This window comes from Mesorhizobium sp. C432A (genome assembly GCF_030323145.1).
Classification (GTDB): Bacteria; Pseudomonadota; Alphaproteobacteria; order Rhizobiales; family Rhizobiaceae; genus Mesorhizobium.
In genome coordinates this window covers 2,438,676-2,464,702 of the sequence record NZ_CP100470.1, presented here as the reverse complement: position 1 = coordinate 2,464,702, position 26,027 = coordinate 2,438,676, and the positions used below count along the sequence as shown (strand labels likewise).

Sequence of the window (26,027 nt, the reverse complement as noted above, 5' to 3'; positions counted from 1 at the left end):
TCAAAGCCTCTTATTTGCCCTTGTTCTGGCTGCGACCCCGCAACCAGAACACCAGAAAGAATGCCAGCACGAAGGCGATGCCGACGATGCCGGCAAGTACGGTCGAGATATTGCCGACAGCCAGCATCACCGTCGGCAGATAGAACGCCGCGATGCCGAACAGCAGCATGATCCAGGCTGCGGCAATCAGCGCGTTTCTGTTGTCGCGATCCATCATGCCGTCCCGTTACAGCGGGAACTCGTCAACTCGGATGCCAATGCCATGAAATTCCCTGTCAGTGGTAATGGCCGTGATGCGGTGGCGCACCATGGTCGTGGTCATGATCGTGCTCGTCATAGCTGTCAGCGCACTGGCCGAATTCCGGCTCGACGGTGGCGTGGCTGATGCCGTGTTCGGCGGCGAGCCGCTTCTTGATGGCGCTGACCGCCTGGTGCGCATCGACGCCATCATTGAGGCAGGCGTGCAGCGTCGCCATGTTGCTGGACCCGTCCAGCGACCAGACATGCATGTGATGCACTTCGCGCACGCCTTTGACGGTGCCGGCAATGTCCTTGGCGATGAGGTCGCGGTCGAGGCTTGCCGGCACGCCTTCGAGAAGCACATGAGCGGCTTCGCGCATCAGCGACCACGCGGTGGACAAGATCAGCACGGAGACCAGCACCGACAGAATCGGGTCGATCGGCGTCCAGCCGGTCGCCAGAATGACCAGCGCCGCCACGATCGCCGCCGCCGAGCCGAGCAGGTCGCCCAGCACATGCAGGATGGCGCCGCGCATGTTGAGACTGTCGCGGTCGCCGCCATGCAGCACGAAGAACGAGGCGATGTTGACCAGGAGCCCTATGATCGCCACCACCAGCATCGGCCCGCCCAGCACCGGCGCCGGCGTCATCAGCCGGCCCCAGGCTTCGTAGACGATCCACAGCGCAATGGCGAAGATGGCGATGCCGTTGGTGTAGGCGACCAGCGTCTTGACCCGGCCGAAGCCATAGGTGAGGCGCACGGTCGCCGGCCGTCCGCCAAGATGGAAGGCATACCAGGCAAGGCCGAGCGCGATCGAATCGGCGAGCATGTGGCCGGCGTCGGCCAGCAGCGCCAGTGATCCCGTCAAAAGGCCGCCAAGCACTTCGGCCACCATGAAGCCGGCGGTCAGGCAGGCTGCGATCAGCACACGCTTCTTGTCGGTCGAGCCATGCACGTGGCCGGCGCCATGCCCAGCATGCGAACCATGATCATGGCTGTGCGCCATCGGAAAAAACTCCTGTTACGCGCCGAACTCGGCGCGGAAATCCTCGAGCCGCCGCTTCTGCCGGCCTTCGCCATCGAAATTGGCGGGATCGAGCCATGCCTCATAGGCTTTGCGCAGCGCCGGCCATTCCTTGTCGATGATCGAGTACCATGCGGTATCGCGGTTTTCACCCTTGACCACAAGATGCTGGCGGAAAATGCCCTCGAACTTGAAGCCGAACCGTTCCGCCGCGCGCTTTGACGGCTCGTTGCGGTTGTTGCATTTCCACTCGTAGCGGCGATAGCCGAGCCCGTCGAAAATATACTTCATGAACAGGAACTGCGCCTCGGTCGCTGCCGGCTTGCGCGAGATCAGCGGCCCCCAATAGATGTTGCCGATCTCGATGACGCCATAGGTGGGATCGATGCGCATCAGCGTCTGTCGCCCGGCGACCTTGCCGCTGGCCTTGTCGATGACGGTGAAGAACAGCGGATCCTCGCTCGCCTCGACCTTATCCAGCCATGGCTGGAAATCGGCGCGGGTTTGCGGCGGGTAGTCGGGCAGCCAGGCAAAGCGTCCATCGATGTCGGGCACGGACGACGCCTCGTACAACCCATCGCCGTGCTTTTCGGCGCTCAGCGGTTCGAGCCGGACATAGCGGCCGTCAATGGGCTTGCGCTCGGGCCGCGGACGCGCTTGCCAATCTTTGAGATTTTCCGACACGCAAAACTCCAATCCGTTTGACTTTTGTGAGCAGACGCTCACAAAAACGCGACCTAACAGCAAGAACCACACGGACGGGAAAAATGCTCCACACGATTTCGGCCTTCGACCGCCTCGGCGAGGAAAACGCCTTTGCCGTGCTGGCGCGCGCCACTGCACTGGCTCAACAGGGCCGCGACATCGTCAATCTCGGCATCGGCCAGCCCGACTTCAAAACGCCGCAGCACATTGTCGACGCAGCGATCAAGGCGCTGCGCGACGGTCACCATGGCTACACCCCGGCCAACGGCCTGCTGGCGACGCGCGAAGCGGTGGTGCGGCGCACGCTGGCCACCACCGGCGTCGAGGTCTCGCCGGAAAATGTGATGATCCTGCCCGGCGGCAAGCCGACCATGTTCGCGGCCATCTTGATGTTCGGCGAACCCGGCGCCGAGATCCTCTATCCAGACCCAGGCTTTCCGATCTACCGCTCGATGATCGAGTTCACCGGCGCCGCGCCCATTCCGGTGCCGATCCGCGAGGAGAACGGCTTTGCCTTCTCGGCAGAAGAGACGCTGGCGCTGATCACGTCGAAGACGAGGCTCCTGATCCTCAACTCACCGGCCAACCCGACCGGCGGCGTCACGCCGCGCGCCGAGATCGAGAAGCTGGTGAAGGGACTGCAAGCGCATCCGCAGGTCGCTATCCTCTCCGACGAAATCTACGACGTCATGACCTATGACGGCGAGACGCATTTTTCGCTGCTCAATTTTCCGGAAATTCGCGACCGGCTGATCGTGCTCAACGGCTGGTCGAAGACATGGGCGATGACCGGCTGGCGCATGGGCTGGTCGATCTGGCCGAATGGCGACAAGGGCGCGCATCTCTACGACAAGGTGCGCAAGCTGGCGGTCAATTGCTGGTCCTGCGTCAACGCGCCGAGCCAGTTCGCCGGCATCTCCGCCATCGACGGCCCCCAGGACGATGTCGACAAGATGATGCGCGCCTTCGACAACCGCAGGAAGATCGTGGTCGAGGGGCTGAACGCGCTGCCCGGCGTCTCCTGCATCACGCCCAAGGGCGCATTCTATGCCTTCCCGAATGTTTCGAAGACCGGCTGGAAGGCCAAGAAGCTCGCCTCGGCACTGCTCGAGGAGGCCGGCGTGGCGCTGATCGGCGGCCCCGATTTCGGCATTCTCGGCGAAGGCTACATCAGGCTCTCCTACGCCAATTCCGAAGAGAACATCTTGCGCGCGCTGGAGCGGATCGAGTCGTTTTTGAAGAGGTAGGCCTTCGGCTCTTCACCCACGCCCCACGAACGGCATCTTGGTCGCCATCACCGTCATGAACAGCACATTGGCATCGAGCGGCAGGCTGGCCATGTGGACGACGGCGTCGGCGACGCGCTGGACGTCCATCACCGCTTCGGCGGCGATGGTGCCATTGGCCTGCGGCACGCCGACCGTCATTGCGTGCGCCATATCGGTCAGCGCGTTGCCTATGTCGATCTGGCCGCAGGCGATGTCATAGGGCCGGCCGTCGAGCGCCAGCGTCTTGGTCAGCCCCGATATGGCGTGCTTGGTCGCGGTGTAGGGCACCGAGCCCGGCCGTGGCGCATAGGCCGACACAGAGCCATTGTTGATGATGCGGCCGCCCATTGGCTTTTGCTTGCGCATGACGCCGAAGGCGGCGCGGGCGCATAGGAACGATCCGGTGAGATTGACGCCGACAATATCGTTCCAGACCTCGACCGGGATCTCGTCGATCGGCGTCGACTTGTAGCTCATGCCGGCATTGTTGAAGAGCAGGTCGACGCGGCCGAAGGCTGCGGCCACCGTCTCGAACAGGTCATCGACTTCGCCGGCCTTGCTGATGTCGCAGGCAACCGCCAGCGCCTTGGCGTCCGTTTTCCCGGCCTCGGTAATGGCGGCATCGAGCACCGCTTTGCGGCGGCCGCAAAACACCGTGTTCCAGCCCGCCTTGAGCAGCGCCGTGGCGACGCTCTTGCCGATGCCGGTGCCGGCGCCGGTAACAATGGCGGTTTTCTCTGTGAGGACTGTCATGATTTTGCTCCTGCGCGCCGCGCATCCCCGGCACAGATCGGGGTGCATCCGAATGCACCGACCCATCGCAAATGAGGGCGATCATGGCAAGCCGGACACTAATGTATGTCGCTCAAAAGTGGCCCCGGTTCTGAGAGAACGACATGCATCAGGACAAAAACATGAAGCGCCACGCGCTTTATGTGATCGGTCCGACAAAAAGGGCGGTCATTGGCGACCGCCCCCTGATCTGAACCGGGCTTGGGAGGAGGAAAAGCCGATCCGACTGACTAAAATCATGCGCTTCCTCGGTAAACGAGACGTTAACGCATTTTTTCCGGCCTCGGCGCCCCTGCCCCAGGCGCGCGGCTGCGTTGTCTACCAGCGCGGGTTCGGCGCCGTGCCTGACGGAACCGGCACCTTGGCCGCCGACACCGTCGCCTCGACATGATCGACGAGCGCATCCGGCAGGCCGAGCCGGCCGGCGAGCAGGTCGAGATAGCCGCGTTCGGCGCGCGTATCGGGGTCGATCGTCAGTCGGGACGCCGTGTAGAGCTCGAGCCTCTGCTCATCGGTCTTGGCGCCTGCGACCAGCGTATCGAGGTCGAGCGGGCTGTCCAGCTCGGCCATCAGAAACTTTTCCGCTTCCGTGCCGATGCCGGCCAGACTGAGCTTGCCGGCGATCTTTTGGCGTTCCGCGTCATCGACATGGCCATCGGCCTTGGCCGCCGAGATCATCGCCCGCACCAGGGTCAGCGTGAACTCGTCCTCCCCCTGTGGCGCCTGTGAAGGATGAAAGCCGGTGTCGGCGGGCGGCGGCAGCAATTCCGGCTGGCCGGCCGCCGGCGCCTGCTCGGGTGCATTGCCGGCCTTGTAATTCTGGTAGGCCTTGTAGGCGAGACCGCCGATCGCAGCCAGTCCGCCGAGCTTCACGGCCGTGCCGGTGACCTGCCGTCCCGTGCCGGTTCCAAGCAGCACCGCGGCCAGCGCACCGGCGGCCAGCGGATTGTCCTTGGCCATCTGCACAGCCTGCCCGGCCTTGTCGCGAACGGTGCCGGTTGTGCCGGGAACTTGCGAGCCGAGCAGATCGTCGAGAAGCTTCTTGGGGTCGAACATGGTGCCTCCAGAAAAGGGCCCGCGCCAACGTGGACGGGCAGGTTTTGGACGTTGCAGACGTAGGTCCCGATTGTTGACATTACAATGACGGACCGGCGCTTTGCTATCGGCGCCGGCAATGCCGCAAATCAAATTCGATGTGTCGAAACCCGCCTCGGCTTCGGTTAGTGTCGCCGCAACGTCGGCGAGGGAGGAGTTTTGCCGTGACCGATCAGCCAGACCGCGACCAAGCACGAGATCCCCAGGATCTGGAGCGCCTGCTAATTGATCGGCAATGGGCGGGAGACATTGAGGGCATGGTAGCGCTGTTCGAACCCGATGCCGTCATCGACACCGGAGCAGCCGAATTGACGCGTGGCCATGAGGCGATCCGCGCTTTGTTCGAAGCCTTTGCCGCGAGCTGGCGAAAATTCCAGCGCGGCGAGCAGCACCCGGCGGCCATTAACGGCGAACTCGCGTTGACGTCGACCAGGCTTGCCGACGGCTCGATAACCTCAGAGGTCGCGCGCCGGCAGGCCGACGGCACATGGCTGTGGGTGATCGACCGCTATTCTGTCGTGTGGTGATCCAGTCAGGGCGTCGGCGGCACTTAACTGCCGATATGTCCCCTGCCCTGCGCCTGCGCAAGTTCGACCTGGCGCTGGCGCTCGGCATAGCGGGTGCGATCCTCATCCGAGCGTGCCTCGTAGCAATGCGGGCATGACACGCCGGTGGAAAAATGCGGCGACAGCCGGTTCTCCGGCGTCAGCGGATGCCGGCAGGCGCGGCAGAGTTCGGCCTCGCCTTCGGTCAACCCATGCGACACCGAGACCCGCTCGTCGAAGACGAAACACTCGCCCTGCCACAGGCTGTCTTCGGCCGGCACCTCTTCGAGATATCTGAGGATGCCGCCCTTGAGATGGAACACATCCTCGAAGCCGAGCGACTTCACATAGGCCGTCGCCTTTTCGCAGCGGATGCCGCCGGTGCAGAACATCGCAACCTTGCGGCCGTCGAGTTGGTCGCGGTGTTTTTCCACCCAGGCCGGGAATTCGCGAAAGCTCGACGTGCGCGGGTCCACCGCGCCCTCGAACGTGCCGATCGACACTTCGTACGCGTTGCGTGTGTCGATGACGATGGTGCCGGGGTCCGAGATCAGCGCGTTCCAGTCGGCCGGCGCGACATAGGTCCCCGCACCCGTCGCCGGGTCGAGGTCTTCGACGCCCATGGTGACGATCTCGCGCTTCAGCCGCACCTTCATGCGATGGAACGGCATTTCGGCGGCAGTGCTGTATTTGACCTCGAGATCGGCAAGACCCTCGATGGCCTCGAGATAAGCGATCAGGTCGGCTATGTCGGTTTCGCTGCCGGCGACCGTGCCGTTAATGCCCTCCTGCGCCAGAAGCAGCGTGCCCTTGATGCCGCGCCCGCAGCAGAAGGCGGCAAGCGGCGTGCGCAAGACCCGCAGCGCGTCGAAGTCGCCCAGCCTCGCAAATTTGTAGAGCGCGGCGACGCGCACGGGTTCATGGTTGGTCATCGCCAAGCCACTAGACCGTGGTCAAAGCGGATTCAAGGCAGAGCTAAAGACACTTCGTCGGTATTCGCCCGCAGGCTCGTTGGCCGACATGTGACATCGCGGCAGGCCGAGTTTCGTGGACTCGGAATCGGCCTTCTGCTAATCGGTTGAAATCACCCAGGGAGAGAAAAGCCAATGCCCAGCAAGACCGAAAAGCTCCTGTCGCTGCTCAATGGCCAGCCGGTCATTCCGGTGCTGAAGATCGCCAATGTCGCGGACGCCGTCCCGCTCGCCCAGGCGCTGGCCGCCGGCGGCCTGCCGGCGATCGAGATCACGTTGAGAACCGCCGATGCGCTGGAAGCGATCCGCCGCGTGGCCGGTGAGGTCGAGGGCGCCATTGTCGGCGCCGGCACAATTCTCGATGCCAAGCAGTTCGACCAGGCAGCGGCGGCTGGCTCGAAGTTCATCGTCAGCCCCGGCATCACGCGCGAGTTGCTGGCGGCGGCCAAGGACAGCGACGTTCCCTTGCTGCCCGGCGCCATCACGCCCGGCGAGATCATGGCTGCCCGCGAGGCCGGCCTGCGGTTCCTGAAATTCTTCCCGGCCGAACAATCCGGCGGCATCGCCTCGCTGAAGGCCTTTGCCTCGCCGCTGGCCGACGTGAAATTCTGCCCGACCGGCGGCATCTCGGCCAAGAACGCCGCCGACTATCTCAGCCTGTCCAACGTTATCTGCGTCGGCGGCTCGTGGGTGGCGCCGGACGAGTTGGTCAAGGCCGGCAAGTGGGATGAGATCGAGGCGCTCGCACAGACCGCGAGCAAGCTCGGAAAATAACCTCCGCTACTTTATCTTTGCGCAATCCCAAGGGAAGCGCTCCGCGCTTTCCCGGGAAAATCACAGTGTTCCCGGAATTGCACTCGGCACAAAAACCCGCCAGCTGCGCCGACCGGGTTTGCTACGCGTTGAGATTTTGGTTCCCGCTCAAGGGCTCGAACCTCGATTCACGCCTTCAAAGGGCGCTGTCCTACCATTAGACGAAGCGGGAATGCAGCTTGGTGGTTAGCATTCTGTGGCGATGGAAGCCAGTGCTCGAGATCTCGCTAAAAACAAAAGCCGCACGGGTTGCCCAGCGCGGCTTCGAGTCGATAACGCCCCGGTCACGCCCTTACTTCGTCTGGAAGCGGGCGACCGAAAGGAATTTTACGGCATTGCCGGTGAAGCGGTTGGCATCGGCCATCTGGTTGTCCGCCTGGAAGCCTGCGGTGTAGACCTCGCTCGGCGGCGTATGCACGATGTTGTAGGCATAGCGCGGCGCAGTCGTCGGGCTGGAAACGGTGGCGATGTTGTCGCCGCTGCTCAGCGCCCAGCGCGTCGCCTGCGGTTCGGCCGCCACCACCACTGCCTTCGGTCCTGGCTTCAGGTCGCGAGCCGAAGCCCTTGCTTCCTTGCGTGTCGTCTTGACGCCGGCGCCGATCACCGAGGCTGGATCGGTACCGGCGGGACGGGCAGCAATAGCACCGCGCGGCGATGCGGCATCGACACCTGACGGATCGTTGAACGCCGAGCGAGGCTCGAGCGACGCAACCTGATAGTCGTCGGTAGCACCGGCTGTATCGGCGGCGCTGGCCTGTTCGAGAACCGCCTTGACCTCGTCCGGACGCTGCGACGGCAGCACCGAGAACGCGTCGGTTGCGGTCTGCTTGTGGGCAGCCGTATCGGCCAGCGCCAGCAGAACGCCCTTGTCCTGCGGCGCAAGCTCAGCCGGCGGCGAAGAGCGGTCGGGACGCCAGGTCGGCAACGGGACGTTGACCGCGACCTGCGCCGGAGCGGCAGCTTGATCGGCCCCCTGGTCGGCATTGCTCGCATCGGCCGTGCCGAACGGCACATTGGCCGGCGCCTGCGCCGTCGCCACCGTCTGTTCGGTGGTGGCATCGGCCACGCCGAACGGCACGGTCTCAGGTTGTTGCGCGCCGACATCGGCCTTCGGCCGCGGTGCGAAAGCGGGCAGCGGCACTTCCTTGGCGGGCAGCGCGGCGATGATCGTCTCCGGCGTGTCCTGCGGCTCCGAATCGTCAGCGCTGTCGTCGGCAAGCTGCGGAATGTTGGCGCGCTTGGCGTTCTGCGGCGACACGATCGCGATGCCAGGCAGATTGCTGTTGTTGTTGCTCGTGGCAGCCAGCACCGGCTTCACGCTTCTCGGCGGCGGCGCGGCGGTAGCGACATCGGCGCTGTCGTCGGCTTCGTCTTCACCGCCACCGCCAAAGAACGCGGACAGGAAGCCACCGGATTTCTTGGTGCTGCCGCCTGCGCTGGCCATCATGATGGCAGGAGAACCGGCGCCCTTGCGCGCCTTGTAGGAGGCGAGCGCTTGGTCATAACCCGGCAACGGCCTGCCGTCGCTCGGCACATGCAGCGTCTTGCCATTGGGGAACAGGCTGACCAGTTCCTGGCGGCTGATGCCTGGCCAATGCCGCACATTGCCGACGTCCATGTGGACGAAGGGCGAACCCGACGACGGATAGTAGCCGACGCCGCCGCCCTGCATCTTCAGGCCGATGTTGCGCAGCTTTTTCAGCGGCACACCCGGAATGTAGAAGTCCATCGCCTTGCCCAGCATATGCTGGCTTTCCTTGGCGACACCGCGGCTGCGGCTGCGCAGCATCGAATTGGTCGACGGCGAGCGATAGCCGCAAACGACCTGGATGTAGTCGGTGGCGCCGGCCTGCCGGTAAGCTTCCCAGACCAGATCGAGCAGGCGCGGATCCATCTTGGTCGGTTCGTTGCGACGCCAGTCGCGCAGGATGATGTTGATCTTCCTGAGGCCTGCCGGATCGTAGCGGCCATTGCGCTTGTAGACGATCTCGGCCTTTTCGTGCGTGTGGAGGTGATAGAGCTTGAGCGAGCGCGTTTCAGCGCTGGCGCCGGCAGCAGTTGCGGCGAGGAAAGCGAACGCAACGATCAACGCTGCCAGCCATCTCGGCCAGACGCCCATGTGATCGCGCCGCCCGTTTCTGTGTCGTTCGACTTTGTTCAAATCAAAAGGCCTTGCAGGCTGCCGTTTGTCCCCGGATTTGTCCAAACGGATGCGTGGTTCTCACATCCGAATATCGATCCTAATGGTTAATCATCGCTTATTGAAGCCGAAATGCGGTAACACCGTGGCGATATCCCGTCAAAAATAATACACAGGATTTCTTGGTAAACTGCTGGTTTAGATCAAGATTCAGCCTTTTCCCGCTACACGATCTGTTACCGCTGGCCTTAATGCGTGAACAACGCTGTCCGCATCAGCCATATTCCCGCCCCAACCCTTATGCAGCGCCGGATGTGGCATGGCAAGCTGGTCCCGGCCTTGCGTTGGCAAGCTGTGGAATTCGGCGTTCAGGAGGCAAGGCGGTCGAGGCGGCCGGTTTCCGGGTCGATGCCGTATTCCTTGAGCTTGCGGTAGAGCGTCGAGCGGCCGATGCCGAGACGCCGTGCGACCTCGCTCATCTGGCCGTTGTAATGGTCGATGGCGAGCTTGATCATTTCGAGTTCGACATCGGCCAGCGCACGCACATTGCCACGCTCGTCCAGCGCCCTCAATGTGCCGAAACGCTGAAGCAACCTGGCCGGAGGGGCGAGCTCGGCAGCTGCAGTACCGGCATCATCAGTCTGCGCGCCATCGCCTTGCGATCCGGTGCTCAAGGCCATGCCGGGGTCCGACAAGGACGCATCGGCGTCGAGATTGACGGTGCCGTCGACCTGCGCCCGGATCTGCGGAAATTCGTCAGTCGTGAGCACATCGCCTTCGGCAAGCACCGAGGCCCTGAACACGGCGTTTTCCAGCTGCCTGATGTTTCCCGGCCAATCATAGGCCTGCAGCATGGCCAGTGCGGCATCCGAGATGCCGTGCAGGCGATTGCCCGCCGGCGCCACCTTGTCCATGAAATGCTTGACCAGATAGGGGATGTCGTCGCGGCGGTCGCGCAGCGGCGGCACGACGATCGGGTAAACGTTGAGCCGGTAGAACAGGTCCTCGCGAAACTTGCCGTCCTTGACCTGCTGCAGAAGGTTGCGGTGCGTGGCCGAGATCAGCCTGATGTCGACCCTGACGGTGGAACGGCCGCCGACCGGATCGACCTCGCCATCCTGCACGGCGCGCAACAGCTTGACCTGCACGTCGAGCGGCAGGTCGCCGATCTCATCCAGGAACAGGGTGCCCGAATGCGCCTCGACGAACTTGCCGGTGTGCTTTTCGGTGGCGCCGGTGAACGAACCTTTTTCGTGACCGAACAGGATCGATTCGACCAGATTGTCGGGGATGGCGCCGCAATTGACGGTGACGAACGGCTTTGTGCGGCGTTCGCCGCTGCCCTGGATGGCGCGCGCCACCAATTCCTTGCCGACGCCCGATTCGCCCTCGATCAGGATCGGGATGTTGGAGGCCGCAGCCTTCTGGCCGAGGCGGATCACCCGGTCCATCGCCGGGCTGTGCGTGATCATGTCCTTGAAGGTCAGGTGGCCGCCGCGACGCCGCGACGTGCGCTTGACCTCGTCCTCGACCGCCTCGACCTTGAGCGCGTTGCCGACCGCGGTCTGCAGCCGGTCGGGAGACGCCGGCTTGACGACAAAATCGAAGGCGCCGTGGCGCATCGCCGAAACCACCGTTTCGATGCCGCCCTGCGCAGTCTGCACGATGACGGGAACAGTGATGCCGCGCTCGCGCATCGCCTTCAGCACGCCGATGCCGTCGAGGCCCGGCATGACAAGGTCGAGGATGACTGCCGAAATATCCCTCGCATTGGGTCCGTCAAGCGCGCTCAGACCGGCCTCGCCGCCATCGGCAACGATGGCGCTGTGGCCGAATTTCGTCACCGCCGCCTCGAGCAGCCGGCGCTGCACGGGATCGTCATCGACTATAAGAATGGAACCTGTCATGACTGATTTGAGTTGCCCGCCTGGGAAATTCCCATGGATCATCTTGGCACAGGGTTCTAAACAAGGTTTCAAAAAACCCGGTGAACGAATTCCTTAGGATTTGACCGGCTTGTCCTTTCCCCTTGATTCCAGAAGGTAATTGTTGATGAGCAGGATTCTCGGTCGGCAGCTTGCGGCGGTAGCGTCCGGTCAGGGCGCGGCGGAACTCGGCGACCTGCCGGAATGGAATCTCGCCGATCTCTATTCCGGCATGGAAGCACCCGAACTGAAGCGCGACCTTGCCAAGGCGGCGGCCGATGCCGTCGCCTTCGAGAACCGCTGGAAGGGCACACTGGCTGCGGAGGCCGAGCGCGGCAGCGCCGGCAGGCTTGGCGAGGCGCTGACAGCCTATGAGGCGCTGGAGGAACTGATCGGCCGCATCGTCTCCTATGCCGGCCTGATCTATGCCGGCAACACCGCCGATCCGCAGCGCGCAAAGCTCTATGGCGACATCCAGGAAAAGATGACCGACGCCAGCGCGCATCTTCTGTTCTTCGCGCTGGAACTGAACCTGATCGATGACAAGGCGCTCGAATCCGCCCTCGCCGCCGACGCCGGCTTTGCCCATTACCGCCCCTGGGTGCTCGACCTCAGAATGGACAAGCCCTACCAGCTCGAGGACCGGGTCGAGCAGCTGTTCCATGAGAAATCGATCACCGGACGCGGTGCCTGGAACCGGCTGTTCGACGAGACGATGACCGATCTGCGCTTCGACATAGACGGCGAGGAACTGACGCTGGAGCCGGCGCTGAACCGCCTCCAGGACGCCGATGGGGAGGTCCGCCGCCGCGCCTCCGAAGCGCTGGCCGCAACCTTCCGCAAGAGCCTGCGCACCTTCACGCTGATCACCAACACGTTGGCCAAGGACAAGGAGATTTCCGACCGCTGGCGCGGCTTCGAGGACATCGCCGATTCACGCCATCTCGCCAACCGCGTCGAGCGCAGCGTGGTTGATGCGCTGGCGTCGGCCGTGCGCGAAGCCTATCCGCGCCTGTCTCATCGCTACTACGCGATGAAGGCGCGCTGGCTCGGCATGGAGGTGATGAACCACTGGGACCGCAACGCCCCCTTGCCCGAGACGCCGCAGGCCGTGATCCCTTGGGACGACGCCAGGAACACTGTGCTGTCGGCCTATCAGCGCTTTTCCCCCGACATGGCGGAGATCGCCCGCACCTTCTTCGACCGCAACTGGATCGACGCGCCGGTCAGGCCCGGCAAGTCGCCCGGCGCCTTCGCCCATCCGACCGTGCCTTCGGCGCACCCTTACGTGCTGCTCAACTACATGGGCAAGCCGCGCGATGTGATGACGCTGGCGCATGAGCTCGGCCACGGCGTGCATCAGGTGCTGGCCGGCGGCCAGGGCGCGCTGATGGCTTCGACGCCGCTGACTTTGGCCGAGACGGCCTCGGTGTTCGGCGAGATGCTGACCTTCCGTTCGCTGCTCGACCAGACCACCGACAAGCGCGAGCGCAAGGCGATGCTCGCCCAGAAGGTCGAGGACATGATCAACACGGTCGTGCGCCAGATCGCCTTCTACGAGTTCGAGCGCAAGGTGCATGCAGAGCGCAAGAACGGCGAACTGACCTCCGACAAGCTCGGCCAGTTCTGGCTCGAGGTGCAGGCCGAAAGCCTGGGGCCGGCGATCAAGCTGCGCGAGGGCTATGAGGTCTTCTGGACCTACATCCCGCACTTCGTCCACTCCCCCTTCTACGTCTACGCCTATGCCTTTGGCGACTGCCTGGTGAACTCGCTCTACGCGGTCTACCAGAACGCTGAGCATGGCTTCCAGGATAAGTATTTCGAGATGTTGCGCGCCGGCGGCACCAAGCATCACTCGGAGCTTCTCGCGCCCTTCGGCCTCGACGCCACCGACCCCGCCTTCTGGCAGATCGGGCTTGGCGTGATCGGCGGCCTGATCGACGAGTTGGAAGCGCTCGACAGTTAATGCGCGCACCCATTGGACCGATGGCGCAGAGTGGCAGGTTCAGCAGCGGCCTCGACTTTGCAGAATCGCAGAACAGTTTAGCCGGGATGCATGTGACGGCAGCGCTGTTCTTGTTCTAAATACCTGTTCTTGAATAACTCTCCGGCGAAATTTTCCGTTAGCTTTCCCGAAGCCGTATGATAGCTTTCCGACCGAAGCTCAGCCGGGCGCGCGGCTTAAGGCCGGACAGCATCCCGGCCCATGGCAGCGGTCTGACGAATGCGACAGCGACGGTTGGCAATGGGCGGCAAAGCCGAACGCCGACACTCGACGACAGACCGGCTGTTCCCTGAGCCGCCGAACCACATTGGATGATCCGATCTGCCAAGGTCATGACTTGGGACGGCGGCGGACGGATCCGACTGGAGAGAGACGATGACCTTCTTTTACATTGTCCTGGCGTTCCTTGTAGGTGTGTTGGTTGGCTGGTTTATCTGGGGCCGGCTGCGCGGCGAACTTGACAGCCTGCGCGGCGATCTCGACCGCACCCGCAGCGAGCGGGACAGACTGCGCGCCGACGCCGACCGCCTGACCGGCGAACTCGACGCCTGCGGCAAGACCCGCGCCGATCTCGAACGCCGGCTGCGTGAAACATCGGCTCCATCCGCCAAGCCTTCCAGTTCGGCGCCGGCCGCGCTGGTGTCGACAGCGGCAACGGCCAAGTCCGCCCCGGCCGCGAAACCGGCCCCCGCCAAACCCGCCGCGGCCAAACCAGCTGCGGCCAAATCCGCGGACGCAAAACCAGCGGCCAGCAAACCTGCCGCCGCCAAGGCCGCGCCCAAAGCCGCGGCTTCAAAGCCCGCCGCCGTCCCGAAGAAGGCCGCCCCGGCAGCTGGGAAGGCCGACAATCTGCGCCGCCTGATCGGTATCGGCCCGGTCAACGACAAACTGCTCAAGGGCCTTGGCGTCACGACCTACGCGCAGATCGCCGGCTGGACCGCGACCGATGTCAAGCGCATCGAGGACACGCTGAATTTCGACGGCCGCATCGCCCGCGAAAAGTGGGTCGAGCAGGCCAAGCTGCTTGCCGCCGGCGACGAAAAGGAGTTCGCACGCCAATTCCCGAGCGCCGGGACCGCCAACAACAGCTGATCTGTCATCGGCAACATAACCAGAAGGCGGCGCTCTCGGGCGCCGTCTTTGTTTTTGCATTCGCCACTGTCTTTGCGCCCTGCGACGCCGCTCCCTCGATTGCACGCCGCCCGGCCTCCATATAGAGCGGTTCTGGCGTCATCGACCGCAGCACCCGAGCCCCATGCCCCTGCCCTCTGCCATTTTCCGCAACGATGAAAGCGGCCGTCAGTTGGTCTTCGACCACCCGGCCGACATCATCATTGCCTATGATGCCAAGGAATTTCTGCCGGCGCTGGTGGCCGCGCAGGCGGCGAGCGATGCCGGCAAATGGCTGGCCGGCTATTTCTCCTACGAAGCGGGCTATCTGCTCGAAGCGAAACTGGTGCCGCTGCTGCCTGAAGGCCGGCGCGCGCCACTGGTTTGTCTGGGTGTCTTCGATGCTCCGGTCGAAGAGGCCGTGCCGCGCAACGATGCGCCGGCCACCAATGGCCCCATCTTCGACGCCAGGGCCAGTTGGTCCGCTCAGGACTACGCCAGACGCTTCGCGCGCCTTCACGACCACATCCGCAAGGGCGATTGCTACCAAGGCAACCTGACCTTTCCGGTCCGTGCCCAATGGTCGGGCGATCCGCTTGCTGCCTTCGACGCACTGACAGGACGCCAGCCGGTCAAGTATGGCGCGCTGATTTCGCTCGGCGATCCCATCGTCTTGTCGCGTTCGCCCGAGCTGTTCTTCGAGATCAATGCCGAAGGCATGATCGAAACCCATCCGATGAAGGGTACCGCACCGCGCGGCGCGACCAAGGCCGAGGACGCGCGGTTGAAGTCCTTCTTGCGCAGCGACGAAAAGAACCAGGCCGAGAACCGAATGATCGTCGATCTCCTGCGCAATGACATCTCGCTGATCAGCGAGGTCGGCACGCTGGAAGTGCCGGAACTGTTCCGCATCGAGAGCTACCCGACCGTCCATCAGATGGTGAGCCGTGTGCGGGCGAAGCTTCTGCCTGATCTCGGCATCCGCCAAATCTTTGGCGCGCTGTTTCCCTGTGGCTCGATCACCGGCGCGCCGAAAATCCGCGCCATGGAAATCCTGCACGAGCTGGAAGAGACACCGCGCGACGTCTATTGCGGCGCCATCGGCTGGATCGCGCCTGCCGGCATGATGCGCTTTTCGGTGGCGATCCGCACCATATCGCTCTTTTCCAGTGGCGAGGCCGTTTACAATGTCGGCGGCGGCGTCGTCTTCGATTCGACGGCGCAAGAGGAGTATCAGGAGTGTCTGCTGAAGGCGCGCTTCGCGACGGGGACACCGCCGATTTCGAGCTGATCGAGACCATGCGCTGGGAGCCCGGCCAGGGCTTTCTGCGCTTCGAACGCCATCTCGCGCGCCTTTACGGCTCGGCGGAAGAACTCGGCTTTGCCTGCGATCCGCAGCGGATCGGCGAGGTGCTGGCGAATACTATCGGGGCGCAGCAAAAGGCGCTGCGCAGCCGGCTCGTCCTGCAGCGCAATGGCGAAGTGACCGCCTCGGTCCAGCCCTATGAGCCGTTCGCCGCCGACAAGGTCTGGCGGCTGCAGCTGGCACGGGTGCGGCTCTCCTCCACCGACACGCTGCTGCGCCACAAGACCGGCCGGCGGCAAGTCTACACTCACGCCCGCTCCGAATATCTGATCACCCAGGCCGACGAAGTGTTGCTCGCAAATGAGCGCAGCGAAATCTGCGAAGGCACCATCACCAACGTCTTCGCCGATTTCGGTGATGGCATGCTGATGACACCCAGGCTCGACTGCGGCCTGCTGCCTGGCGTATTGCGCGCCGAGCTGCTGGACGAAGGCCGCGCCCAGGAGGCGATCTACAGCTATGACGAGTTGAAATCCGCCAAAACACTGTTCGTCGGCAATTCTCTGCGCGGCTTGATCCCGGCAACATTGGCCTGATACGAAGCGGCTGCGAGAATAACCGCCGGCATTGGACACTTTCTAGCGAAGCATGAATTCTCGTCAGCCCACGCACACGCCCTATGATGGCTCCTCAAAGCTCTTCACCATCGGGCTGAAGCCGCTCGAACTCGACAAGTGGATCGAGGTCGACCGGTATCTCTTCGACCATCTCGCCGAAAAGCGCCGGCTGTATGCCGAAATCCCCGACAAGGTGTTTGTCGAGGAAGACGGCACGCGCGACGCCCAGCGCGAAGTGCGCGGCCTCATCGAAGCACATCTGCTGTCGACATTTCCCGGGATGTACCGGCGCACCAATGCCGGGGTTGAGGTCATTGGCGCCAAAGCCGACTCTGACGCCACCTTCCCCGATGCCCCGCTGGTCGCAGCGTCGCTGCTCGTCCAGGAAGACCTGATCCTGATGCGCCGTGACGACACGGGCTGGCGACTCGCCGCCGGCTCGCTGTGCTTCCCGTCATCCTGGTCGCTGGTCGAGAAATTCGGCCGGCCGCTGCAGCAGATCCACGCACCGGTGCCCGGCTTCGGTCCGGGCACCAGGCCGGCCGAGCTCATCAACCGCATGTTCGACGGCCTGCAGGGTCAGGCTGTCGAACGCTTCAACTGGTCGATCCAGGCCGGCGACGCGCTCTATCATCCGCTCTCCAATGTCGAGCGCATCGACCGCGCCACCAGGCGCCCCTCGCGATTTCCCGACGGCGACGTCAACACCCATGCCTTCATCCGCGTGGAGCGCCAGACGCTGCGCAAACTGCCTCTGTCGCGCGACATCCTGTTCACCATCCGCATCCATCTCGACCCGCTGAAAGTGCTGGCGCGGCATCCCGACCGGGCAACGCTTGCCGCCTCTTTCGCGGCGCAATTGCAGGCGCTGGATGAGGCTCAACTCGACTACAAGGGGATGACATCAGACCGTGACCGGCTGGTGCAACGCCTGCAAACCATGGCTAAGGAGTGACGATGATCCGACATGTTCTGAAGCTAGCCGTCCTGCTCGGTGCATTCCTGGCGTTGCCGGCAACAGCGCATGCGGAACCGGTGACCTATGCGGGGAAGCTCGGCAACATCGACATCGTCGTCGAGTTTACCGGTGATCCGGCGACGGCTGGAGAGGCACTGGCGGCGCGCTATTTCTACCGCTCCAAGGGCGTCGATATTCCTCTGCAGGCGAAGTCGAGCAAGGGCGCCTTCAATTGGCCGAGGAAGAAGCCTGCGATGCCAAGAAGTGCGGCGACGGCCAGGCTCCACCCATCGGCGCCGTCTGGCGGTTGAGTTCCGCCGACAAGGGCAAGACGCTGGAAGGCACCTGGACGGCCAAAAAGACCCTGCCGCTGAAGCTGACAAGGATCGCCAGCCGTGCCCAGACGGAGACGCCGGCGACGACGCCACGCGATCTCTATGATTTCACCGACATGACATTCTCGGGCGACGATGCGCCGATCACCATGGCGGCATCGCCCTACGACTATCTCAAGCTGGATTTTGCGCCCAAGGCAGACGCCAAGGAAGGTTGGCCGGATGCAGCCTACAACTATGTCACCGATCCGCGCACCAAATTCGCCAGGCCGCGCATCGTCGATCTCGCCGGCAGGGCGCCGATCGAAGCCGCCAATGCCTTGCTGCAGAACCGCCATTGGCATGACAGCCTCAGCGCCTTGACGTGCGCGGCGCTGCAATATGCCGGTTTCCACGACGGGCCGCCGATGGAGGGCATGGATGACGATTCGCTTGGCGGCTATGAAGACACGACGTCCAAAGTGACGTCATTGACGCCGAAGCTGATGAGCTGGTCGGAATCCGGCAGCCTCTATTGCGGCGGTGCGCATCCGAACAACTATTCCGACGCCTATGTCATGGACGTGCGCCGTGGCGCCTTGCTTACCCTTCACGACATGTTTTCCGATACGGTCGACGGCAAGCCAGGCCCCTCGCTGGCCACCTTCGTCAAGGAGAAGCGCAAGAAGCCAAGCGACCAGACCGAGGTGGATTACGAGGCCGAATGCGGCATCGACGATTTGATCGGCGACTATCTCGGCGCCAGCCTGAAACGCGATGGCGACAGGCAGGTTCTGGTCTTCGGGCTGCAAGGTTTGCCCAACGTCATCCAGGCTTGCGGCGACGATCTCGTTGAAATGCCGGTCTCCGAAGCACAAGCGCTGTTCACACCGGAATTCGCGAAACTGCTCGAACCGTAGGCGCATCTGCGCCGTCGGGAACTAACCTTATCCCTGCTTTTCGCTTTATTGTGACAATGATCTATGGTTTGTCGCGCGGCGGTCGAACGGCCGTTTTGGCGCGTTGCTTGAAGGAGTGCTCGATAAAATGGCGAATGAAAACTGGCCCGTTTACGGTGAAATCACCGGCCCTGTCGTGATGATCGGCTTTGGTTCGATCGGACGGGGAACGCTGCCTCTGATCGAGCGCCATTTCAAATTCGACAAGTCTCGCATGACGGTCATCGACCCGCTCGACACCGACCGCAAGCTGCTCGACGAGCGCGGCATCGCCTTCGTGCAGGAGCACGTGACCGAGAAGAACTACAAGAAACTGCTGACGCCGCTTTTGACCAATGGTGGCGGCCAGGGCTTTTGCATCAATCTGTCGGTCGATACCGGCTCGGTCGACCTGATGCGGCTCTGCCGCAAGCTCGGCGTGCTCTACATCGACACCGTCGTCGAGCCGTGGCTCGGCTTCTATTTCGACGCCAAGGCCGGCAATGCCAGCCGCACCAACTACGCGCTGCGCGAAGCCTTGATCAAGGAGAAGCACGACAAGCCCGGCGGCGCTACCGCGGTTTCGACCTGTGGCGCCAATCCGGGCATGGTCTCGTGGTTCGTCAAGCAGGCGCTGCTGAACCTTGCCGGCGACCTCGGCCTCGAGTTTTCCGAACCCGCGCAGGACGACCGTGACGGCTGGGCGAAGCTGATGAAGAAGGCCGGCGTCAAGGGCATCCACATCGCCGAGCGCGACACCCAGCGCACCAAGAAGCCGAAGCCGATGAACGTGTTCTGGAACACCTGGTCGGTCGAAGGTTTCATCTCGGAAGGGCTGCAGCCGGCCGAGCTCGGCTGGGGCACGCATGAGAGATGGATGCCGAAGAACGGCAAGGAGCACAAGCATGGCTCCAAGGCTGCGATCTATCTCGAACAGCCCGGCGCCAACACCCGCGTGCGCTCTTGGTGCCCGACGCCGGGCGCGCAATACGGTTTCCTGGTGACGCACAATGAGGCGATCTCGATCGCCGACTTCTTCACCGTGCGGTCGAAGAAGGGCAAGGTGCAATACCGCCCGACCTGCCACTATGCCTATCACCCCTGCAACGACGCCGTGCTGTCACTCCACGAAATGTTCGGCGCTGCCGGCAAGCCGCAGCCGGTCCACCATGTGCTTGACGAAAACGAGCTGGTCGACGGCGTGGACGAGCTTGGCGTGCTGCTCTACGGCCATGCCAAGAACGCCTACTGGTACGGTTCGCAGCTGTCGCTGGCCGAAGCCCGCAAGCTGGCGCCCTACCAGAACGCTACCGGCATGCAGGTCACCTCGGCCGTGCTCGCCGGCATGGTCTGGGCGCTGGAAAACCCCGAAGCCGGCATCGTCGAGGCCGACGAGATGGACTACAAGCGCTGCCTGGAAGTGCAGTCCCAGTATCTCGGACCAGTCAAGGGCTACTACACCGACTGGACGCCGCTCGATAACCGTCCGGGCCTGTTTCCCGAGGACCTCGACAAAAGCGACCCGTGGCAATTCCGCAACATCCTCGTTCGATAGCGGTTCCATACCCCTGCCTCACTGCCTTGCAATCGCCCAGAAATCGGGCGATTGAAGGGATGCGGACGAGAGCAGTGTGCATCCATTTGGACGCACGAGGGACGGCTCTGGAAACTTGAGGCCACGCACATCGTGTTCCCCAAAACGTCGTTTGACGATTGGGCCGATGCGTCAGGAGAGGATTTGATATGACGATTGTGCGCAAAATTCTTTCTGCGGGCGCGGCGGGCGTTCTTGCGACGATGCTTGCCGCCTGCACCACCGGCGGCTCCGACGGGCCACCGATCTCATCGCAGGCGCGAGGCGTCGAAGGCTCATGGCTGAACGCCGAAGGCAAGGCGGTCTCGACATTGAACGGCGGCGTCTTCACCACCGTTTCGGCGGAGACCGGTGAGAAATTCGCTGACGGCAGCTACACCAAGACCGGCGCCACCTCGGTCGAGATCAACGGAACCTCGCTGATCCGGCAGCAGCCAATCGCTTTCAACTGCCTGCTGGTGTCCATAAACCAGCTGAATTGCACCAGCTCCGCCGGGCAGAACTTCGTGCTGACCAGGCGCGGCTGAACCTTTCCCATGCGGCTTTGCGGATGGCGGCGCCGCGATGCCGCCGCCTTTTTTATGCCGGCAAACCGATGCCGGTTATCCGCCCTGATTCTTCTTGCATCGCCACAACCGCGATGTGAACATACCCGAAATGCTGGCTGTTATCCTGCAGTCGGGCAAGAGCGTTAAACGCCTTTGATCATATCCGGGAGACGAAGATGAAGAAGCTCGCCGCCATTGCCGCCCTCTCTGCCTCGACACTCGGCCTGTCGGCCGCACCATCCTTTGCCGACTACACGTTGAACATCCTGCATTTCAACGATTGGCACAGCCGCATCGAAGGCAACAACAAATACGAGTCGACCTGCTCGGCCGAGGAAGAGACCAAGGGTGAGTGCATCGGCGGCGCCGGCCGGCTGGTCACCGCGATCGCACAGGAGCGCAAGAAGCTCGAAGGCCAGAACGTGCTGCTGCTCAATGCCGGCGACAGCTTTCAGGGATCGCTGTTCTACATCACCTACAAGGGCACGGCGGAGGAGGAATTCCTCAATCAGATCAAGCCCGACGCGGTGACGCTCGGCAACCACGAATTCGACGATGGCGAGAGCGCGCTGGTGCCTTATCTCGACAAGGCGAAGTTCCCGATCGTCAGCGCCAATGTCGTGCCCAACGACAAGTCCGGCGCCGCAGGCAAGATCAAGCCGTCGATTGTGCTTGAGGTCGGCGGCCAGAAGATCGGCATTGTCGGCGCCGTGACCAACGACACACCGGAACTCGCCTCTCCCGGCCCCAACATTACCATCGAGGACGACGTCAAGTCGATCACCGCCGAGGTCGAGAAGCTGAAGGCGCAAGGCGTCAACAAGATAATTGCCGTCACCCATATCGGCTACAGGCGCGAGCGCGATGTCATCGCCAAGATCCCGGGCATAGATGTGGTGGTCGGCGGCCACAGCCATTCGCTTCTGTCCAACACCGACCCGAAGGGGGAAGGCCCCTATCCGACGATGGTCGACAACCCCGACGGCTCCAAGGTGCCTGTCGTGCAGGCCGCGTCCTATTCGAAATATCTCGGCGAATTCAAGGTCGTGTTCGACGACAACGGCAACGTCAAGGAAGCCAGCGGCGACCCGATCTTCCTCGACAAGTCGATCATCCCCGATCCGGCCGTTCTTGCCCGCATCAAGGAGCTCGGCGCGCCGATCGAGGCGCTGAAGAACAAGGAAGTGGCCGAGACCACCGAGGCCATCGACGGCAGCCGCGAAAGCTGCCGCACCAAGGAATGCGCGATGGGCAATCTCGTCTCCGACGCCATTCTCGACCGCGTCAAGGGACAGGGCGTCGAGATCGTCGTCTCCAATGGCGGCGGCCTGCGTGCTTCGATCGACAAGGGCACCGTCACCATGGGCGAGGTGCTGACCGTGCTGCCTTTCCAGAACACGCTGGCGACCTTCCAGATTTCCGGCAAGGATCTGGTTGCCGGGCTGGAAAACGGCGTCAGCCAGGTCGAGGACGGCGGCGGCCGCTTCCCGCAGGTGGCAGGTCTCAAATACTCCTTCGACAAGTCGGTCGCGCCCAATGCCGGCCGAGTCAAGTCGGTCGAGGTGATGCAGAACGGTGCCTGGGCGCCGATCAATCCGGACAAGGACTATCTGGTCGCCACCAACAATTACGTCCGCCAGGGCGGCGACGGCTACAAGGTCTTCGCCGAGAAGGCCAAGAACGCCTACGATTACGGCCCCGGCCTCGAACAGGTGGTTGCCGACTATCTCGCGGCGCACCGGCCCTATACGCCGAAGCTCGACGGCCGCATCACCGAGGTCGCGGCAACCGTAGCGGCTGCCCCGGCCGCCGAGCCGGCAAAACCAGCCGAACCGGCACCTGCTCCAGAGGAACCGGCAAAACCGGCCGAGGCTGCACCGGCGGAGCCGGCGATGCCCGCATTGCCGGCAGGCTCCGGCGACATCACCACCACGCCGCCGACTGTCCCGGCGGAAACCGCCCCGGCAACGCCGGCTCCGGCCGAACCGGCAAAACCGGCCGAAGCCGCACCTGCTCCGGCAAAGCCGGCTGACGCCGCCCCGGCCGAAGCCAGCCATGTCATCGTCGCCGGCGATACCTATTGGGATCTCGCCAAGAAGGCCTACGGCGACGGCGCCAAGTGGAAGGTGATCTCCGAGGCCAACAAAGGCTACGAACCACGCCGGCTTCCTGTCGGCGCGACCTTGACCATTCCGGCGAAGTAACCTCGCTTCGCACTTGCGACCAGCAAAACCCGTCCGGGTAACCGGACGGGTTTTTGGCTTTCAGGGTAAGGTGCGGCCAGACGCGGCATTGAAAACTCGCGCCACATCGCTAGGTTCGCCCGACATCGTCGGTTTCGCGGTGTCGGGAGACCTTCATGACGCTTTCCACGCCTGTCGACCCCAAAGCCGCGAAAGCGCTCGACCCGCTGCCGGCCGGACATCCGCCGGTAAAGGCAGGCAAGATCGGCGTCATGTTGGTCAATCTCGGCACGCCGGACGGTACCGATTTCAAGCCGATGTGGCGCTATCTCCGCGAATTCCTGTCCGATCCGCGCGTCATCGAACTCAACAAGGCGATCTGGTATCCGATCCTCTACGGCTTGGTGCTGACCACCAGACCGAAGAAGTCCGGCGCCAATTACGCCAGGATATGGAACCGCGAGAGGAACGAGTCGCCGCTGCGCACCTACACCCGCGCGCAGGGCGAAAAGCTGGCCGCAGCGCTCATCGACCTACCCGATGTCGTGGTCGACTGGGCGATGCGCTACGGCAACCCCTCGACCGCGAGCGTCGCTCAAAGGCTGGTCGAGCAAGGCTGCGACCGCATCCTGTCGTTCCCACTCTACCCGCAATACTCCGCGACCACCACCGCGACCGCCAACGACCAGCTGTTTCGCGCCTTGATGAAGATGCGCCGCGCGCCTGCCGTGCGCAGTGTTCCGCCCTACTATGACGAGCCGGTCTACATCGAGGCGCTCGCCCATTCGATCGAACGGCATCTGGCAACGCTAGACTTCGAGCCCGAGGTGGTCATCACCTCCTATCACGGCATCCCGAAGCCCTATTTCGAGAAGGGCGATCCCTATCACTGCCACTGCCAGAAGACGACACGGCTGTTGCGTGAACGACTGGGGTGGGATGAAAAGAAGCTGATCATCACCTTCCAGTCGCGCTTCGGCGCCCAGGAATGGCTGCAGCCCTACACCGACAAGACGGTCGAGAAACTGGCGAAGGACGGCGTGAAATCGATCGCCATCGTCAACCCAGGCTTTTCCGTCGACTGCATCGAGACGCTGGACGAAATCGGCCGCGAGGCGGCCGAGACCTTCCATCACGCCGGCGGCGAGAAATTCGCCCACATCCCGTGCCTCAACGACAGTGCAGAAGGCATGGCGGTGATCGAGGCGATGGTGCGGCGCGAGCTGTCGGGCTGGGTCTGAGGCCGCCACGTTGCGGCGATCGATCGCCGCAGTTGCGCTATTCCATGCACTAATAATCAACGATCACCTGATTGTAACATTATTGAAACACACCTAAGTGTTTGGTGAAGTCGGTTGCATGGAATCAACGCCATGGCCGGCATCTGAGGGAGATTCAAATGGACTTCAGTGGTTTCGGTATTGCGATTGGTGCGCTTGCCTTTCTGGTATTGGTGCTTCTTATCAAAGGCATCCGGACAATCCCGCAAGGCTATAATTATACGGTGGAGCGCTTTGGTCGTTACACCAAAACACTAAGCCCCGGCCTCAACCTCATCGTGCCGTTCGTCGACCGAATCGGCGCCAAGATGAACATGATGGAGCAGGTGCTCGACGTTCCGAGCCAGGAAATCATCACGCGCGACAACGCCATTGTGGGCGTCGACGGCATCGCCTTCTACCAGATCCTCAATGCGGCCCAGGCCGCCTACCAGGTCGCCGGCCTGGAGAACGCCATCCTCAATTTGACGATGACCAACATCCGTACCGTCATGGGCTCGATGGACCTCGACGAATTGCTGTCGAACCGCGACGCCATCAACGAGCGCCTGCTGCGCGTCGTCGACGAAGCGGCGCATCCGTGGGGCATCAAGATCACCCGCGTCGAGATCAAGGATATCAATCCGCCGGCCAACCTCATCGAATCGATGGGTCGTCAGATGACCGCCGAACGCAATAAGCGTGCGCAGATCCTCGCCGCCGAAGGCCTCAAGCAGTCGCAGATCCTCGAGGCCGAAGGCCGCAAGGAAGCCGCCTTCCGCGACGCCGAGGCGCGCGAACGCTCGGCCGAGGCCGAAGCGCGAGCCACCCAGGTTGTATCGGAAGCCATCTCCAAGGGCGACGTGCAGGCACTCAATTACTTCGTGGCGCTCAAATACACCGAAGCGATGGGCAAGATCGGCACCGCTAACAACAGCAAGGTCGTGCTGATGCCGATGGAAGCCTCGGCGCTGATCGGCACCCTCGGCGGCATAAGCGAGATCGCCAGGGAGGTGTTCCGCAGCGAAGGCACCGCCGGCGCCGCCAGGCAGGCCGCCCGCCCTCCGGTGGTTCGCCCAAGCGAAAACTGAGATCGGGCGAGAACTGAGATCATAAGAGCATGATCCCGAAAAGTGGGAGCCGGTTTTCGGAAAAGATCATGCTCTCAAACAAGAACTAGGAGCGCACTCCCATGTTCGACCGCATCATTTCCGAACTTGGTCCGTGGAACTGGATGGTTCTGGGCTTCGTCCTCCTGGTGATGGAGGTCATCGCGCCAGGAATATTCATGCTGTGGATCGGCATCGCCGCATTGGTGATCGGTGTGATTTCCCTGCTCGTCTGGGACGCAAGCTTCTGGGCCTGGGAAGTCCAGGTCCTCGCCTTCCTGGCCCTGTCGCTGGTCTCGGCCCTTGCCGGAAAGAAGCTGGTTGGTGGGCGTAATACCCCTAGCGACCAGCCGCTCCTCAACCGGCGCGGCGCGCAGTTGGTCGGCAGGATGGCAACGCTGGCCGAGCCGATCAAGGACGGTCGCGGCCGCATCAAACTCGGCGACACACTGTGGCGCGTCTCCGGTCCCGACCTGCCGGCCGGCACGCAGGTGCGCGTCGTCAGTTCGGCCGACACCGATCTGGAACTGACCGTCGAGGCAGTTTGACATTTCGAAAGCGCATGGC

At 63.0% G+C, this 26,027-nt stretch carries 24 protein-coding genes and 1 tRNA gene; 16 read left to right on the top strand and 9 right to left on the bottom strand.

The window, feature by feature from the left end:
- Positions 1–10 precede the first annotated feature (10 nt).
- From NLY33_RS11915 to NLY33_RS11905, 3 genes are read right to left on the bottom strand one after another with little or no spacing between them, the layout of a single operon-like run.
- Positions 11–217 carry a hypothetical protein gene (locus tag NLY33_RS11915; RefSeq protein ID WP_023671929.1) on the bottom strand — a complete coding sequence of 69 codons (207 nt, stop codon included), beginning with the start codon at positions 215–217 and terminating at the stop codon, positions 11–13.
- 58 nt (positions 218–275) lie between these two features.
- Positions 276–1,247, bottom strand: coding sequence for a cation diffusion facilitator family transporter (locus NLY33_RS11910; protein WP_023707643.1), 972 nt, complete (start codon positions 1,245–1,247; stop codon positions 276–278).
- Between the two features lie 15 nt (positions 1,248–1,262).
- Positions 1,263–1,949, bottom strand: a complete 687-nt coding sequence (locus NLY33_RS11905) for a GNAT family N-acetyltransferase (protein ID WP_023701049.1) — start codon at positions 1,947–1,949, stop codon at positions 1,263–1,265.
- Between the two features lie 83 nt (positions 1,950–2,032).
- On the opposite strand from NLY33_RS11905, the gene NLY33_RS11900 reads away from it, so the two are divergent.
- Entirely contained in the window at positions 2,033–3,217 is a 1,185-nt protein-coding gene (locus NLY33_RS11900) for a pyridoxal phosphate-dependent aminotransferase (RefSeq protein ID WP_023707642.1), read from the top strand.
- Between the two features lie 12 nt (positions 3,218–3,229).
- Here NLY33_RS11900 and NLY33_RS11895 read toward each other — a convergent pair whose 3' ends face one another.
- Positions 3,230–3,991, bottom strand: a complete 762-nt coding sequence (locus NLY33_RS11895; RefSeq protein WP_023683264.1) for an SDR family oxidoreductase — start codon at positions 3,989–3,991, stop codon at positions 3,230–3,232.
- A gap of 357 nt (positions 3,992–4,348) precedes the next feature.
- On the bottom strand, positions 4,349–5,086 hold the full coding sequence (locus NLY33_RS11890) for a tellurite resistance TerB family protein (protein ID WP_023671935.1): 738 nt from the start codon (positions 5,084–5,086) through the stop codon (positions 4,349–4,351).
- A 137-nt stretch (positions 5,087–5,223) separates the two neighbouring features.
- Between NLY33_RS11890 and NLY33_RS11885 the strand changes: the two genes are divergently transcribed.
- A complete protein-coding gene (locus NLY33_RS11885) occupies positions 5,224–5,652 on the top strand; it encodes a YybH family protein (protein ID WP_280804124.1) in 429 nt (142 codons plus the stop codon).
- A 23-nt stretch (positions 5,653–5,675) separates the two neighbouring features.
- Here the strand turns inward: NLY33_RS11885 and trhO are convergent, their stop codons facing one another.
- Positions 5,676–6,602, bottom strand: a complete 927-nt coding sequence (trhO, locus tag NLY33_RS11880; protein WP_023704004.1) for an oxygen-dependent tRNA uridine(34) hydroxylase TrhO — start codon at positions 6,600–6,602, stop codon at positions 5,676–5,678.
- Positions 6,603–6,776: 174 nt separating this feature from the next.
- Here trhO and NLY33_RS11875 point away from each other — a divergent pair, with 174 nt between their 5' ends.
- Positions 6,777–7,415 (top strand): 2-dehydro-3-deoxy-phosphogluconate aldolase, encoded by a 639-nt coding sequence (locus tag NLY33_RS11875; protein ID WP_023704005.1) that lies wholly within the window; start codon positions 6,777–6,779, stop codon positions 7,413–7,415.
- 137 nt (positions 7,416–7,552) lie between these two features.
- Here the strand turns inward: NLY33_RS11875 and NLY33_RS11870 are convergent.
- From NLY33_RS11870 to NLY33_RS11860, 3 genes are all read right to left on the bottom strand, one after another.
- A tRNA-Gln gene (locus NLY33_RS11870) sits at positions 7,553–7,626 on the bottom strand.
- A gap of 120 nt (positions 7,627–7,746) precedes the next feature.
- Positions 7,747–9,573, bottom strand: coding sequence for a peptidoglycan L,D-endopeptidase MepK (gene mepK, locus NLY33_RS11865; RefSeq protein ID WP_023671939.1), 1,827 nt, complete (start codon positions 9,571–9,573; stop codon positions 7,747–7,749).
- Between the two features lie 389 nt (positions 9,574–9,962).
- Positions 9,963–11,501, bottom strand: a complete 1,539-nt coding sequence (locus NLY33_RS11860) for a sigma-54-dependent transcriptional regulator (RefSeq protein WP_023671940.1) — start codon at positions 11,499–11,501, stop codon at positions 9,963–9,965.
- 145 nt (positions 11,502–11,646) lie between these two features.
- On the opposite strand from NLY33_RS11860, the gene NLY33_RS11855 reads away from it, so the two are divergent.
- From NLY33_RS11855 to NLY33_RS11795, 13 genes are all read left to right on the top strand, one after another.
- Positions 11,647–13,485 carry a M3 family oligoendopeptidase gene (locus NLY33_RS11855; protein ID WP_023704006.1) on the top strand — a complete coding sequence of 613 codons (1,839 nt, stop codon included), beginning with the start codon at positions 11,647–11,649 and terminating at the stop codon, positions 13,483–13,485.
- Between the two features lie 414 nt (positions 13,486–13,899).
- Positions 13,900–14,616: a helix-hairpin-helix domain-containing protein gene (locus NLY33_RS11850; protein WP_023704007.1), complete on the top strand. Its 717-nt coding sequence runs from the start codon at positions 13,900–13,902 to the stop codon at positions 14,614–14,616.
- 163 nt (positions 14,617–14,779) lie between these two features.
- Entirely contained in the window at positions 14,780–15,925 is a 1,146-nt protein-coding gene (locus NLY33_RS11845) for an aminodeoxychorismate synthase component I (protein ID WP_023704008.1), read from the top strand.
- A complete protein-coding gene (locus NLY33_RS11840; protein WP_031200112.1) occupies positions 15,874–16,536 on the top strand; it encodes an aminotransferase class IV family protein in 663 nt (220 codons plus the stop codon). The genes NLY33_RS11845 and NLY33_RS11840 overlap by 52 nt, the downstream gene beginning before the upstream one ends.
- Positions 16,537–16,588: 52 nt before the next feature.
- The gene (locus NLY33_RS11835; protein ID WP_023704010.1) at positions 16,589–17,512 is read left to right on the top strand and encodes a heme-dependent oxidative N-demethylase family protein; all 924 of its coding nucleotides are present in this window, start codon (positions 16,589–16,591) and stop codon (positions 17,510–17,512) included.
- 2 nt (positions 17,513–17,514) lie between these two features.
- Positions 17,515–17,826: a hypothetical protein gene (locus tag NLY33_RS11830; protein WP_023707641.1), complete on the top strand. Its 312-nt coding sequence runs from the start codon at positions 17,515–17,517 to the stop codon at positions 17,824–17,826.
- Positions 17,748–18,749: a hypothetical protein gene (locus tag NLY33_RS11825; protein ID WP_156932548.1), complete on the top strand. Its 1,002-nt coding sequence runs from the start codon at positions 17,748–17,750 to the stop codon at positions 18,747–18,749. Before NLY33_RS11830 ends, NLY33_RS11825 begins: the two co-directional genes overlap by 79 nt.
- 127 nt (positions 18,750–18,876) lie before the next feature.
- Entirely contained in the window at positions 18,877–20,322 is a 1,446-nt protein-coding gene (locus tag NLY33_RS11820) for a homospermidine synthase (protein ID WP_023686404.1), read from the top strand.
- 188 nt (positions 20,323–20,510) lie between these two features.
- A complete protein-coding gene (locus NLY33_RS11815; RefSeq protein ID WP_023686405.1) occupies positions 20,511–20,888 on the top strand; it encodes an Omp10 family outer membrane lipoprotein in 378 nt (125 codons plus the stop codon).
- A gap of 197 nt (positions 20,889–21,085) precedes the next feature.
- On the top strand, positions 21,086–23,113 hold the full coding sequence (locus NLY33_RS11810; RefSeq protein ID WP_023686406.1) for a bifunctional metallophosphatase/5'-nucleotidase: 2,028 nt from the start codon (positions 21,086–21,088) through the stop codon (positions 23,111–23,113).
- Positions 23,114–23,268: 155 nt separating this feature from the next.
- Positions 23,269–24,333: a ferrochelatase gene (hemH, locus tag NLY33_RS11805; protein ID WP_023686407.1), complete on the top strand. Its 1,065-nt coding sequence runs from the start codon at positions 23,269–23,271 to the stop codon at positions 24,331–24,333.
- 158 nt (positions 24,334–24,491) lie between these two features.
- On the top strand, positions 24,492–25,442 hold the full coding sequence (locus NLY33_RS11800) for an SPFH domain-containing protein (protein ID WP_023671952.1): 951 nt from the start codon (positions 24,492–24,494) through the stop codon (positions 25,440–25,442).
- A gap of 101 nt (positions 25,443–25,543) precedes the next feature.
- Positions 25,544–26,008, top strand: a complete 465-nt coding sequence (locus tag NLY33_RS11795; RefSeq protein WP_023686409.1) for an NfeD family protein — start codon at positions 25,544–25,546, stop codon at positions 26,006–26,008.
- The last annotated feature ends 19 nt before the right edge of the window (positions 26,009–26,027 follow it).